The organism is Clostridium sp. C8-1-8, assembly GCF_009928445.1.
Lineage (GTDB): Bacteria > Bacillota > Clostridia > Clostridiales > Clostridiaceae > Clostridium_AR.
Window position 1 is genome coordinate 103,026 of the sequence record NZ_JAABNO010000006.1, and the last position, 14,972, is coordinate 117,997.

The 14,972-nt window shown below is 32.2% G+C and carries 7 protein-coding genes; 3 read left to right on the top strand and 4 right to left on the bottom strand.

Annotated elements, in window-relative coordinates:
- Positions 1-28: 28 nt before the first annotated feature.
- Together GXK57_RS26850 and GXK57_RS08545 are read right to left on the bottom strand one after the other, a co-directional pair.
- Positions 29-163 (bottom strand): hypothetical protein, encoded by a 135-nt coding sequence (locus GXK57_RS26850; RefSeq protein WP_279285489.1) that lies wholly within the window; start codon positions 161-163, stop codon positions 29-31.
- A 79-nt stretch (positions 164-242) separates the two neighbouring features.
- Entirely contained in the window at positions 243-2,201 is a 1,959-nt protein-coding gene (locus GXK57_RS08545) for an asparagine synthase-related protein (RefSeq protein WP_160674404.1), read from the bottom strand.
- A 164-nt stretch (positions 2,202-2,365) separates the two neighbouring features.
- Between GXK57_RS08545 and GXK57_RS08550 the strand changes: the two genes are divergently transcribed.
- Genes GXK57_RS08550 through GXK57_RS08560 form a run of 3 tightly spaced genes read left to right on the top strand, consistent with a single transcriptional unit; the run spans position 2,366 to position 7,173 of the window.
- Positions 2,366-4,069: an ABC transporter ATP-binding protein gene (locus tag GXK57_RS08550; RefSeq protein WP_160674407.1), complete on the top strand. Its 1,704-nt coding sequence runs from the start codon at positions 2,366-2,368 to the stop codon at positions 4,067-4,069.
- 26 nt (positions 4,070-4,095) lie between these two features.
- Entirely contained in the window at positions 4,096-5,928 is a 1,833-nt protein-coding gene (locus GXK57_RS08555; RefSeq protein WP_160674410.1) for a right-handed parallel beta-helix repeat-containing protein, read from the top strand.
- 33 nt (positions 5,929-5,961) lie between these two features.
- The gene (locus GXK57_RS08560; protein ID WP_160674413.1) at positions 5,962-7,173 is read left to right on the top strand and encodes a nucleotidyltransferase family protein; all 1,212 of its coding nucleotides are present in this window, start codon (positions 5,962-5,964) and stop codon (positions 7,171-7,173) included.
- A 42-nt stretch (positions 7,174-7,215) separates the two neighbouring features.
- Here GXK57_RS08560 and GXK57_RS08565 read toward each other — a convergent pair whose 3' ends face one another.
- Positions 7,216-11,469, bottom strand: coding sequence for a hypothetical protein (locus tag GXK57_RS08565; protein ID WP_160674416.1), 4,254 nt, complete (start codon positions 11,467-11,469; stop codon positions 7,216-7,218).
- A gap of 624 nt (positions 11,470-12,093) precedes the next feature.
- Complete coding sequence (locus tag GXK57_RS08570) at positions 12,094-14,592, bottom strand: hypothetical protein (RefSeq protein WP_160674419.1); 2,499 nt, start codon at positions 14,590-14,592, stop codon at positions 12,094-12,096.
- Positions 14,593-14,972 lie beyond the last annotated feature (380 nt).

A 14,972-nucleotide genomic window follows, 5' to 3' on the forward strand; every position in this document is an offset into this window, starting at 1 on the left:
CATAGAGTAAAAGTCCTGCTATTAATTACTAAGAGAATGAGAAGAAAGTAAACTTTCCTACAGTTATACTTGCGTCTGGCTTTTTTGTTATTGTTGTTCCATGCATTGTTTTATCTACACCTAAATTTGAAACCTTAGGTGCCTTCCATGACTTTTTAACCATATATAATCCCTCCATAAAAATTTATATATTAACTATGTAGACTTAATTAAATTATTAAATCTATTAGTAAATACCAAAATTAATCAACTTGTGCATAACTTTTGCTTTTCACAAACTTAGCGAATACTAAAGAAATAAGCAGCATTAGTATTGTGTCAGATTTTTCTTCATCAAAAGAATCTTCTATTTTAGAAACTTCTTTATTTATCTTATCAATATCTAAGTATGTCTTTAAACTTTCGTCTTCTGCTATCCTTTTAAACTCTTTTAATACCTCATTCCATTTTGGTTTAAGCCTGTTTAACCAATCAGCACTTTGAAGCCCGTAGGCTGTCTTATTTAATCTAACCTTATCAGGTAATATATCTTTCATAGCTCTTCTTATTAAGATTCTATCTTCTCCATTTCTTACAAACTGGTCGCTAGGCAAACTCAAGCAAAATTCAATAAGCCTCTTATCTCTTGTTGGATCTCTTAATACAAGCCCATAATATAAGGTAATTTTTGTTTCAACTGTAGCTATATGATTCATAGGAAGAGGATCAACTAAACTTTTCCTATATGCCTCTATATCAAGAAACTTATCTGTCAAAAGATTAAAGCCCTTTTGATCAAATCTACTTTCCACATCCCACTTTCTTATTAATTCTGGATTAACCGAAACAGAACTAAATCTATCGTTATCCTTTGACTTTTTAGCTATGAAGTTTCTTATTGAAAAAGGAATAGCTGCTTTTGCTACTACCTTAACTATATTCCTTCTAGGTACATTTATGTCTCTACTTAAAAGTTTAATTTCTTTTGCTAAAGTAAGTAGCTTCCCTTGCTCAATCAGGGTCTTAAAATGAGTCATAAACTCCCCATTCGATATGGTACTATTACCAAACTGTCCATTTAGTATTATGCTACATCCATTTTCAGCAGCTTTTTTAATTATCTCTTTATACCAAAATATGTTTTGGACAATTTTATAAGGTTGTTCTAATATATCTATTATTTCATCTATATCTGTAAGGGAGTCTTTCCCCTCACTTCTACAGTAGTTAACTTCTATATTTTTATATTTATTTACTTCCGACTCAATATATTCGCTCTCATTTACAGTTAGTCGCTTTGTATTTTCCTTATCAAAGCCAACCATAGGTATTGAGCTAAAAGCATGTATAACTTTTTTATCTTTTTCAAGTTCTCTTGCTGCAACGCAAGCAACGGAACCAGAATCTAAACCACCACTTAGCATCATACCTACTTCACCAGTTGTCCTAAGCCTACAACTAACAGCTTCAAAAAATATCTTTTTAAACTGCTCTATACACTCTTCATCAGATTTAAATTTAGCTGGCTTAATATCTCTAAGGGGATTCCAATACTGTTCTATTTCTAGTTTATCATTTGTCACAGTAATACTATGACCTGGAAGGATCTGATATACATCCTTATATACTGTATCAGTAGGCTCAAACTCATGTAGTAAACCATCTAACGCCAGATAGTCCGTAATCCATCTTTCATTAAACTCTATCTTATTATTCATTAACTTCAATAAAGGCTTTATAATAGTTGAAAAAGAAAATCTCTTCTTTACATAACTATAATAAAAAGTCCTTTTACCTACATGATCCCGTGCACAAAATAATTCCTTAGTGACTTCATTCCATATAGCAAAGGCAAAATCTCCAATAAGATACTTGGGACAATTCTTCCCCCATTTTGAGTAAGCTTTAATAATTAGCTCACTGTCACTAATTCCTTGGAATTTATCTTTATCAAGATTAAGTAATTTGAATAGTTCTTCTCTATTATCTATAATTGCATCAGCTGTAATTATCAAGTCTCCATCCTTATATTTATTAGGAAGTACCTCATCTAAAGACTCTTTAGTTACTCTTTGCAATCCACAGCCCATAAAGACGTTATTAGAAGATATATACTCTATAGAATCAATTTTGTATTTTTCAAAGCACTTATTCATACTTTTCCCAAGTTCTTCATCTGACCTAAGGTAATCTGTATTTACAAATCCCCAAATAGCACTCATTAATTTATCCTCCACTTGTAAGAATTATTACATTTTTTTCCATAAAGAAATTATATACACTTTCCCATAATTTGTAAATATATTTTTCTTTTTATTTACATTTTTTACCTATTTGCCTATAATTATTTATAGAATTACATCTTATCAATTAAGGAGGACCAATATTGAGAAAATTATTTAATAAAAGCGTATGGATATTTAAACAAAGTAAGTCAATAATGTTGTATCTGATTATAATTATTGCACTTGGAATCATCAGTTCCTTTGCTAATGTATATAGAGCATTGATCACTAAAAACTTGGTAGATACTGCTGTAAAAGGATCTTTTTCTGCTATTTATAAATATCTAATAATCTTAGGAGCATTGATTTTAGCAGATATACTTCTTAATTCAAGTATATCTATAATCTCAACATACTCCTCAACTAAGCTATCAAACAATCTTCAAAAGAAGCTTTATTCACATATTACCTTTAGCAAGTGGCTCGATACTACCAAATATCATAGCGGTGATTTACTTTCAAGACTTACAAATGATATATCAACCTTGGTAAGCTTATTGGTAACTACTCTACCAAACGTAATATCCCTAGCAACATTGTTGTTTTCATCCTTTTTTATACTTCTGTCCTACGAACCAATAGTTGCGGTTATTACAATAGTTCTCGCGCCAATATCATTACTTTTTAGCCGAATATATGCAAAGAAACTAAAAAATATACATTTAAGGACACAAGAAAATGAATCTAAGTATATAAGCTATATGCAAGAATCAGTGCAAAATATATTGATTACCAAGTCCTTCTGTGTAGAAGCTGATACCTTAGATAAGTTTAGTAAGCTTCAACATAACAAACTAAAACTTTCAGTATCTAAAAGTGGTATTAGTGCTTTTTACAGTGGCTCCATAAGCCTTGGCTACTGGCTTACTTACTTTATAGTTTTTGCTCTTGGCGCTTATAGACTTTCCCTAGGGGCACTAACCTTCGGTACCCTTACTGCGCTGCTTCAGCTTACAGGTAATGTTCAGATTCCACTTTCAGGACTTGCCAGTTCACTTTCACAGTTTATTACAGCCTACGCATCTACTGAAAGGCTTATGGCTATAGAGGCCTTAGAGTTAGAATCTGCTCCTAAAAAACATGACAAACTTGATACATTCTTGCTTCCTATTATCCAGTACGACAATGTCTCCTTTGGATATAAAGAAGCTTTACCTATATTAAAAAATGTCTCTTTTACCCTGTTTCCAGGTGAAATAGTTGCACTAGTAGGACCATCTGGTGAAGGAAAAACAACCTTAATAAGGCTATTGCTTTCTCTTATTAATCCAAAAGAAGGTTCTGCCAAGATAATATGCAATAATGAAGCTATAGATATTTCTCCATATACACGTAACAATATTTCTTACGTTCCTCAGGGAAATACTTTATTTTCTGGAACCATAGCAGATAACCTTAGGTATGGCTTTCCAGAAGCTACAGATGAAGATATAGAGAAAGCTTTAAAAGCAGCTTTTGCTTGGGACTTTGTAGATAAACTGCCAGAAAAGATAAGCACAGTTATTGGGGAGCATGGCAGCGGGGTTTCTGAAGGGCAAGCTCAGAGATTAGTTATAGCAAGAGCATTAATAAGAAGAAAACCCATCTTGCTTCTAGATGAAGCAACCTCTGCACTTGATATGGATACTGAAGTAAATGTCCTTAAATCTATTAAAACCTTAGAATATCATCCTACCTGTATCATAATCACTCACAGGCCATCAGCCTTAGCAATATGCAGTAGGGTACTAAAATTAGAGGATGGAAATATACATGAGATAGATAGAGCTTCTATCCAAGAATCTGCCCTCGAATCATTACAATAAATATTCACATGTATGGAGGCTAAGTTTTGAATAAATATCATTTTAAAAAAATTATACCCTTTGTTTTCCTTACTATATTAATATTGCTTGTTACATTTATCTATACTTATGCTAGATCATACACTAACATAGAATTTTATGTCTCTGAAAATGGTGATGATAAGAATTGTGGTAACAGTGAATATCCATATAAAACTATAGAAAAAGCTGTAAATCAAGCTTTATATGAAGCTCGTAATACAAAAAAAGCTTTAAATATATCAATACTAATAAAAAAAGGGACCTACTACTTAGACAACTCAATAATTGTTGATGGTAAGAATATAAATAAAAATACTTCGCTTAAAATAACTGCCTATAGTAACGACATTGTTAATATTAATGGTGGAAAAGCAATCCCCTTGTCTGAATTTAAGAAGATAAACGATAAACTATATACTTATAACTTTAGCACTATAAATAACAGCTTAAATATGAAAAAAAACTCCTCATCTGAAACATATAGGGTTTATATGAGCCAAACGCCTTCTATATTAGCCAAGTATCCTAATAACAAATTCTTACTAACTGGCAAAATTATAAGCAACGAGCCTGGCCACTACAGCTTTATATGTGATGATCCATATTTATATAAACTTAAAAATCAAAAAAACTTATTTGTATGTGGCTATTTATACTATGATTGGAGTTTTTCATCTATCAAAGTTGATAATATTGATCTTTCTAAGAAAGTTGTAACTCTTACAGGAAAACTCCCTTATGGCATAAAAGAAAATCAAAGATTTTACTTTTCTAATTCACCTAAATTATTAGATAATGAAGATGAATATTATATAGACTATAACACTAATACTGTTTATTTAATTCCTCCCAAAGATACTACATCAAGCAGCACAATTCAGATAGCTTTTTTAAAGCAGCCAATGTTGCAAGTATTAAATATGAATAACCTAGAAGTATCAAATTTAAACTTTTCAAACTCTAATGGTGATGGTATTACACTTAAGAATTGCTCTAATTGTACTATAAAGACATCAAAAATCTATGATATATCTAATAACGCTATTTTTATAGAACAAGGTAATAACAATCAAGTGAGCAATTGCTCTATATATAACATAGGAGAAAGTGGAATCATCGCAAACGGTGGAAATCGTAACTCTCTAAAATCTTGTAATTACAAGATTGATAATAATGAAATATATAACTTTGCATACATTAAAAAAACCTACTGCCCTGCAATAAATATTGGTGGGGTAGGAATTACAATTAGTAATAATAAAATTCATGATAGTACTCATAATGCAATTATCTTTGGAGGTAACGACCATACCATTGAAAAAAATGAAATTTATAATATAGCTACAGAAACAGATGATGTTGGTGCAATAACTTCTAGTAGGGATTGGACCTATAGAGGAAACAAGATTATGTACAATTATATTCATGATATAAAAGGTTCTATAAACAAGGTTGGCGCCTTCGGCATATATCTTGATGATTGTATGAGTTCAGCTGATGTTTATGAAAACACAATAGAACGTGTATATTGTTCAATGATGATTGGTGGCGGAAGAGATATTTATATTAGAAATAATACAATAACTGACTGTACCAAGAGTATCGTGTTTGATGATAGAGGTACAACTTGGATGAACTTGGATCAACTATACAATAACTTAAAGGCTGTACCATATTCTAGCTCCTTGTGGATAAAAAAATATCCCGAAATAAAGACATTAATTAATAACCCTGATCCCGGAATTCCTTATGGAAATAAAATTTATAACAATAAAATAGTTAATAGTGGCAAAATAGCAATATCTGAAGCAGTAAAAAGATATGGCTATATAAAATAATAGTAATAAGTAATTATAAGGAGGTACTTATAAATGAACTCAACGCAAAGCGTATTAATTAAATTTTTAGTTTGTTCTTTAACTAACTCAAATATTGAAAATATAAATTATGAGCAAATAGATTGGACTGATTTACTGGATGAGGCAAAAAATCATGATATTCATACTTTATTATATCCTTTGATAAAAAATATTTCTTTATCAAAGGATATCGATCAAAAAGTTTTATCCACATGGAAAAAGGAAACTATAATATACTCCGTTATGCAACAGCAAAACATAGATCAAATGCAGCTAGTATTTAAACAATTTGAACTTAATAACATTCCAGTTATCGCTCTAAAAGGCTTGGCATTAAGATCATTTTATCCACATCCAAACTTAAGAAACATGTGTGATACTGATATATTAGTAGATAAAGAAAATATTGAATTAGCAGAGGCTATTTTACAAACTATTGGTTACTATAGATCAGGTGAAGTGAAAATTCACAGCAGTTTTCAACATCCAAGCTTGTTAAGTATAGATCTACACTGGTCACTTGTTAATGAAGCATATATAAAAAATGCAAGTGACATAGATAGTTCGCTTTGGGATAACTTACAATATGAGCAGTTAGGTCAATGTAAGATTCTAACGCTGAATTTAGAATATCAATTACTTCACATTTTAATACATCTAGCATCACACTTGATTAAATCTGGATTTGGACTAAGGCAACTGGTTGATTTATATGTTTTATTAAGCGCAAAAAAGGAAGAAATAGACTATGATAGACTCTCTAAATTAATTATTCACCATAATATAGAGAAATTTTCCACAATAATCTTCTCAGTTTGTCACAGGCTATTTGCCTTAGATGTTCCACAACTTAAGGACTATATACTAGAGGATGAACCTAACTTAGACTTATTTATAGAAGAAATACTAAACGATGGAGTATTCACAAATAGTGATGAGTCTCTAAATACGAGGAATAGACTTCTATCCTTTAATTATAAATCAAACTCTGAGCATAAATTTAAATACTTACTAGCCTTCTTATTCCCTAGTAGTTCAAACCTAGAACCTAAATATAATTATGCAAAAAAGCATAAGTACTTACTGGTATTTTCTTGGATTCATAGAATTTTATATGTACTATCAAGAAACGGATTAAAGATACTTCCTAAAATTATTTTCTTCTATAAGTCATCATCCTCGGCAAGAAGAAGAGTAGAAATATTACGTTGGCTAGAATTATAAAAACAAAGGTTGTCTAGATAAATATAGACAACCTTTATTATTTTACCAGCTTTGTAGAGGAACCCTCTTCCAGGAATTTGTCCCTACACATACATATATATAATTATTATCTATTGCAACATCATAAGCTGTACCTTCAGAAGTGCTAGAAGCTGGTGTTGAAACAATCCTAGGCATATAGTTTCCATCACTACTAGAGGTTGGTGCACCATCTTTTATCTTCATTCTTCCACTATTATCAACCCAAATATGATAGTTTCCCATAATTAAGTGTGAGAATTGCCAATTTCCATATCTAAACTTCAAGTTGTCTTCAATTCTTATATTATTTCCACTTGTATCTAGGTAAATTTCATTATCTGTAATGTTGGCACCAATATTTAGATTTACTTTCGATGATGAGTTATCCTTATTTACTACTTCTATTCTTAAAACATTTATATTGTTGCTAACTGAAGCATTTTGGATTCCGCATTGTAGTAATGCTGCTAGATTCTCAGAATTATTATATATCCAAACTGGGGCTACCGTAGCATTAGGATCTGTACCTATTCCTATAGCACTAGATTTTAAATTATTAAAGGAATTTACAACACCATCTGCTAAAACCACAACCTCTTTTCCATCTTTATCAGAGGTTGGAGCACCATCCTTTATTCTCATCTTGCCATTAGCATCTATCCAAATATGCTGATTGCCCATGATTAAATGTGAAAACTGCCAATCTCCATTTCTGAGCTTAAGATTGTCATCAACTCTTATATTATTACCACTTGTATCTAGATATACTTCATTATTGGTAATGTTAGCACCAATGTTCAGATTAACCTTTGATGAGGTATTATCCTTATTTACTCCTTCTAATCTTAAGATATTGATATTATTACCTGCAGATGCATTTTGAATAGCACTTTGTAATAACACTGCTAGATTTTCGGAATTATTATATATCCAAACTGGAGTCACCGCAGCATTAGGATCTGTACCTATTCCTACAGTACTAGCCTTTAAACCATTAAAGGAGTTTACCACGCCATTTGCCAGTACCAAAACCTCTTTTCCATCCTTATCTGAGGTTGGAGCACCATCCTTTAGCCGCATCTTGCCGCTGCTATCTATCCAAATATGCTGATTGCCCATGATTAAATGTGAGAACTGCCAATCTCCATTTCTAAGCTTAAGATTGTCATCAACTCTTATACTATTGCCACTTGTATCTAGATATACTTCATTATTAGTAATGTTAGCACCAATATTCAGATTAACCTTTGATGAGGTATTATCCTTATTTACTCCCTCTAATCTTAAGATATTGATATTGTTACCCGCCGATGCGTTTTGAATAGCACTTTGTAATAACGCTGCAAGATTTTCAGAATTATTATATATCCAAACTGGAGTAACTGCAGCATTAGGATCAATGCCTATTCCTACAGTACTAGCCTTTAACCCATTGAAAGTATTTACTACGCCGTTTGCCAGTACAACAACCTCTTTTCCATCCTTATCCGAAGTTGGCGCCCCATCCTTTACTCTTAACTTACCACTGCTATCTATCCATATATGCTGATTACCCATAATTAAGTGTGAGTATTGCCAATCTCCATTCCTGAGCTTAAGATTATCATCAACTCTTAGGTTATTGCCACTGGTATCTAAATAGATTTCATTATTTGCTATATTAGCACCGATGTTCAAATTTACTTTTGATGAGGTATTGTCTTTATTTATTGCTTCAACCCTTAGAACATTGACATTATTACCAGCAGACGCATTTTGAATACCACTTTGTAGTAAAGCTGATAAGTTTTCAGAATTATTATATACCCAAAGTGGGCTGACTGTAGCATTTGGATCTGTTCCTATTCCTATAGCACTAGACTTTAAATTATTAAAGGAATTCATAACACCGTCTGCTAGTACCACAACCTCTTTCCCATCCTTATCAGAAGCTGGTGCACCATCCTTTATCCTCAGCTTACCACTACTGTCTATCCAAATATGCTGGTTACCCATGATTAAATGAGAAAACTGCCAGTCTCCATTTCTAAGCTTGAGATTATCGTCAACTCTCAAATTGCCACCATTAGTATCAAGGTACATTTCATTATTAGCGATATTAGCGCCAATGTTTAAATTTACTTTTGAGGAAGTATTATCTTTATTTACTGCTTCAACCCTCAGGACATTGATATTGTTAGTAGTGGAGGCATTCTGTATACCACTTTGTAGTAGTGCTGCTAGATTCTCAGAGTTGTTATATAACAAAAACGGACTAACTGTAGTATTAGGATCTGTACCAACACCAATAGCACTAACTTTTAGGTTATTAAAGAGGTTTGTTCCACTATCATTTAGTACTAAAACCTCCTTGCCATCCTTATCAGAAATTGGTGCACCATTCTTTATTCTCAGCTTGCCATTACTATCGATCCAAATATGCTGATCACCCATAATTAAGTGTGAGTATTGCCAATCACCATTCCTGAGCTTAAGATTATCGTCAACTCTCAAGTTGCTTCCATTTGTATCTAAATACAATTCATTATTAGCTATATTAACACCAATGTTTAAATTGACCCTTGATGAGGTATTATCTTTATTAATTCCCTCTAACCTTAAAAGATTAATATTATTTCCTACCGACGTATTTTGGATACCACTTTGTAATAATGCTGCTAGATTTTCAGAGTTGTTATAAACCCAAAGTGGGCTAATTGTAGCATTAGGAGATGCTCCAATTCCTATGGCACTAGCCTTTAAATTATTAAAGGAATTCACCACACCTTCTTCTAAAACAACAACCTCTTTTCCATCCTTATCTGAAGTTGGATCCTGGTACTTGATTCTTAGCTTACCAGTAGAATCAAAAAACAAATGCTGATCTCCTAAGCTTATATGTGGTAAATCCCAGGTTCCTCCTGTTATTTTCATCGTAGCGTCCCATTCTAACCATGCATTATTTGATGTAGCCAACTTAACTATATTTTTATCTATATAGGCACCTATATTTAAGTTTATATTATTAGATTCATTATCTTTATCTGTTGCTTGGAAGGATACTATATTGTTATAGCCGGTTCTGTCCATAGTTTGTTGGAAAAATCCTGCTAACATATTGGTATTATAGTTACCTTTAGCTACCACACTAGCTAAAGATTTATTTGGTTTTGCATTTACCCCCATATATCCGAACTTACCAATACTTATAACATTTTGATTGCTTACACCATTTGTAACCCTAATATAGTTCCTATACTCATTGCCACTATTATCAATCATATAAAAAGGCATTACTGGGATATTATTACACAATATATCAATTACATTATCTGTGGACCACCCACTCATTAATACTCCATAATCCTGAGCTATATTAGTATCTATATTTCTTGAAATTCCTTGTATAGTGTTTATGCTAGAATTATTAAGGTGATATCCACCTCTCCCTTTATACTTTACATTCTCATGCTGACCATTTACATCACTGACTAAACCACAGCCTATGCAGTTTGAGCAGTTATCGAAATAAAATCCGTCATTATAATTCCCCTGTGCTTCACAACATACAAAACTTACACTACTAGCATTAACATACCATCCATATCCATCTGAATCATCAGTGGTATTTCCATTATTCCAAGACTTACAGTTTACATATCTACTTCCCATTGTAATGTATAGTCCTGTTTTTGCATTAGCCCCGCTGGACAATCCATCATAAAAGTTATCAAAGGCATTAAGTTTCATTCCATAATCATCTGAACCTACAACCTGTATATTTGTAAAATGACTTTCTCCTCTACCGCTTGTCTCAAGTCCAACTCCTTTTGTATCCTTTATATAGATATTAAGAGCTACATGTCTAGAATCCCATTCTCCAAATTGTGGATCAGAGCTAGTAAATTGTTCTGAATTTATATATGAAATTCCTTTAGCCTCTTGCGACGTTTGATTTGCTTTATTACCTTGTATACTGAAATCTCTTATAAAGGTAAAATTAGTTGAATCATTTTGTAAGGAAATTACTGGAGCTACAGAATTACTCTTTTGTTTAAGTATAGACCTTCTTCCACTTCCCACTAAACCACAATAACTAGATAATTTTAAGGACGATACTATAGAAGTACCAACTGGTATAAGAACCAATCCCCCTCCTCTGCCTTTACAGTAATTTAATGCATCCTGATAGGCTTGAGTATCATCATCTATGCCATTGCACTTTGCTCCAAACTTTTTAACATCAACAACAATATTATCTAACGTTGATAATATATAATCTATTCCATTATCCATAAAGTTCACCACCCTTATACCTCTTGTGTTTAATATCCGTAAATAGTTCTCAGTCTAAAAATTATACAATCTTATAAATACTGTACTGAAACTTTCTAATCCTGCTAAATATTATTACTGTCTATTAAAATTTTTTGAATACTTATCCACTCCAATCTTAAACACTTAATTTCTTAGTAATTATAGAGCTCATAACTCAACTAGTAATTTATAAATGCTATAAGATGATTAAGACCTGAAGTTTCATAACATATATAGACAAAATTTCTAAACAAAAACTCTTTATTTATCTAAACTCTAATCTATTATATGTATATGTACACTCAATTGTACTTTATAATAGTTATAATCTTACATTTTTATTCTTAATTTATATGCATCCATAAGATATTGCAGAGTCAAGGCTTAAAGTTTAAGAGAAATCAGTTGAACTTTTAAAGGTTTACATAACCTAAGCTTATACTTCCAATTAACATTATAAAAACAAAAAAAATATTACTCTATAAAGCTTTTTCATTTTATGCCTCTTAGAGTAATAATTTCATTTAAGATTTGATAATATTTACTATTCTTATATAAAACTGAGTTGAATTAAGATTACTTAGTATGTTATTACTTACTAACTTACCAACTTTGCAAAGGAACTCTCTTCCAAGAATTATTATTTACACATATATATAAATAATTATTATCTATTGCAACATCATATGCTGTTCCTGGTGAGGTACTTGTAGTTGGCACTGTCACAATCCTAGGCATATAGTTTCCATCAGTATTAGAGGTTGGTGCACCATCTTTTATCTTCATTCTACCACTATTATCTACCCAAATATGATAATTACCCATAATTAAATGTGAGAATTGCCAGTTTCCATATCTAAGTCGCAGATTATCTTCAAGTCTCAAATTAGTTCCACTTGTATCTAAATAAATCTCATTACTAGTAATGTTAACACCTATATTCAAACTTACCTTTGATGCTGTGTTATCTCTATTAATTCCTTCTATTCTTAAAATGCTTATATCATTTCCTGCTGAAGCACTTTGGATACCACTTTGTAATAACGCTGATAGACTTTCAGAATTGTTATACACCCAAACTGGTGCCACAGAAGTATTAGGTGCTGTACCTATACCTATAGCACTAGCCCTTAAGTTATCAAATGTGTTTACTACACCACTTGCTAATACAACAACCTCTCTTCCATCTTTATCAGAGGCTGGTGCTCCATCTTTTATCCTCATTTTTCCATTAATATCTATCCAAATATGCTGATTGCCCATAATTAGGTGTGAGAACTGCCAATCTCCATTTCTAAGTCTAAGATTATCATCAATTCTTAAGTTATTGCCGCTTGTATCTAGATAAGTTTCATTATTTGCTATATTAACACCAATGTTAAAATTAACTTTCGATGCTGTATTATCTCTATTTATCCCTTCTATTCTCAGCATATTAATATTATTAGTAACTGAGGTAGTTGGAACAGCACATTGTAGCAATGCTGATAGATTTCCCGAATTACTATATACCCAAAGTGGGCTCACTGTGGCATTTGGATCTGTTCCTACTCCTATGACACTTGCTCTTACGCCACCGAAATTATTTGTCACACCTTCTGACATAACAACAACTTCTTTACCATCCTTATCAGAGGTTGGATCCAGATACTTAATTCTTAACTTCCCTGTCGAATCAAAAAATAAATTCTGATCACCTAAGCTTATATGTGGTGAGTTCCATTGTCCACCTGTTATTTTCAAGGTGGCATCCCATTCTAACTTGGCATTATTTGATGTGCCAAATTTAAATACATTTCTATCTATATAGGCTCCTAAGTTTAACCTTATATTATTAGTCTCATTATCTTTGTCAGCAGCTTCAAAGGATGCAATATTGTTATATCCACGCCTATCCATAGTTTGCTGAAAATATGCAGCTAAAGTGTTAGTATTGTAGACACCTCTAGATAATAGACTAGCAAAGGCCTTATTCGGTTGTGTATTTATGCCTACATACCCAAATCTACCATTACTAGTAACATTGTTACTGTTGGTTCCATTTGTGACTCTAAGATAGTTTCTAGCCTCGTTTCCACTATTATCCGACATATAAAAAGGTAGTACTGCAATGTTATTACATACTATATCAATTACGTTATCTGTTGACCATCCGCTCATCAACACACCATAATCTTGAGAAACATTTGTATCTATATTTCTTGCAATTCCTTGTATAGCGTTTATGCTAGAACTATTAAGGTGATAGCCAGCCTTCCCCTTATAAGTAATATAGTTATGTTGACCATTTACATCACTTATTAGGCCACAGCCTATACAGTTTGAACAATTATCAAAATAAAAACCATCATTGTAGTTTCCTTGAGCTTCACAACTCACGAAGCTTACTCCATTGGCATTAACATACCAACCATATCCATCTGATACATCAGACGCATTACCATTATTCCAGGACTTACAGTTTACATATCTACTTCCCATTATAATGTATATGCCTGTTTTGGCATTATCTCCACTTGATAACCCATCGTAAAAGTTATCAAAAGCATTATGCCTCATTCCATAATCATCTGCACCTGTGACTTGAATATTGGTAAAATGGCTTTCTCCTCTTCCAGTTGTTTCAAATCCTATTCCTTTTGTATTTTTAATATAGATATTAAGAGCTACATGCCTAGCATCCCACTCTCCGAACTGCAATTCTGCTTTATATTGATTAGTGTTACCATATACTATTCCCTTAGCATTTTGCGATGTTTGGTTAGCTTTATTCCCATCTATGCTAAAGTCTCTTAAGAAAGTAAGCTTTGTCGATTCATTTTCTAAAGAAATCACTGGTGCCGAAGAGTTACTCTTCTGTTTTAGGATTGAGCCTCTTCCACTGCCGACCAAGCCACAATAGCTTGGTAATATTAATGAGGATACTATAGAAGTCCCAACTGGTATCAGTACTAGCCCTCCACCTCTGCTCTTACAATAATTCAATGCACTCTGATATGCCTGAGTGTCATCATCAACTCCATTACACTTTGCTCCAAACTTTTTAACATCAACAGCAATATTATCTAACGTAGATAATATATAATCTGTTCCAGTATCCATATAACTCACCACCTTCTAACTGTTATATTCATTGTAAGTACTTTGTAGGCAGTTTATCACTGTATACTCCTATAAGTGCGCCGTTTGAATATTTGTCTTTTTACTAACAACATGCAACTGACTGTTATGCCCTTAGTATATTTTCTCCTTCATTTTATGTCGCATATTTATGCATAATAGAGTTAGAAGTTTCCTCCTATGAGTCTTGATTCATTATATGTAAATAAACACTTATTTGTACTTTGTAATAATTATACAATTTTAGACTTTTTTATTATGTAAACAAGTTACTAAAAAATCTTTCTTCAGTAACTTTAGCTATAAAAACTCCCCCTTCTAAACAGTAAAAGCATAAGAGGTAGACAACTTATAAGTTGTCT

Coding starts and splice junctions, on each gene's coding strand:
- GXK57_RS26850 (WP_279285489.1), bottom strand. CDS start 163: ATGGTTAAAAAGTCATGGAAGGCACCTAAGGTTTCAAATTTAGGTGTA.
- GXK57_RS08545 (WP_160674404.1), bottom strand. CDS start 2,201: ATGAGTGCTATTTGGGGATTTGTAAATACAGATTACCTTAGGTCAGAT.
- GXK57_RS08560 (WP_160674413.1), top strand. CDS start 5,962: ATGAACTCAACGCAAAGCGTATTAATTAAATTTTTAGTTTGTTCTTTA.
- GXK57_RS08565 (WP_160674416.1), bottom strand. CDS start 11,469: ATGGATAATGGAATAGATTATATATTATCAACGTTAGATAATATTGTT.
- GXK57_RS08570 (WP_160674419.1), bottom strand. CDS start 14,592: ATGGATACTGGAACAGATTATATATTATCTACGTTAGATAATATTGCT.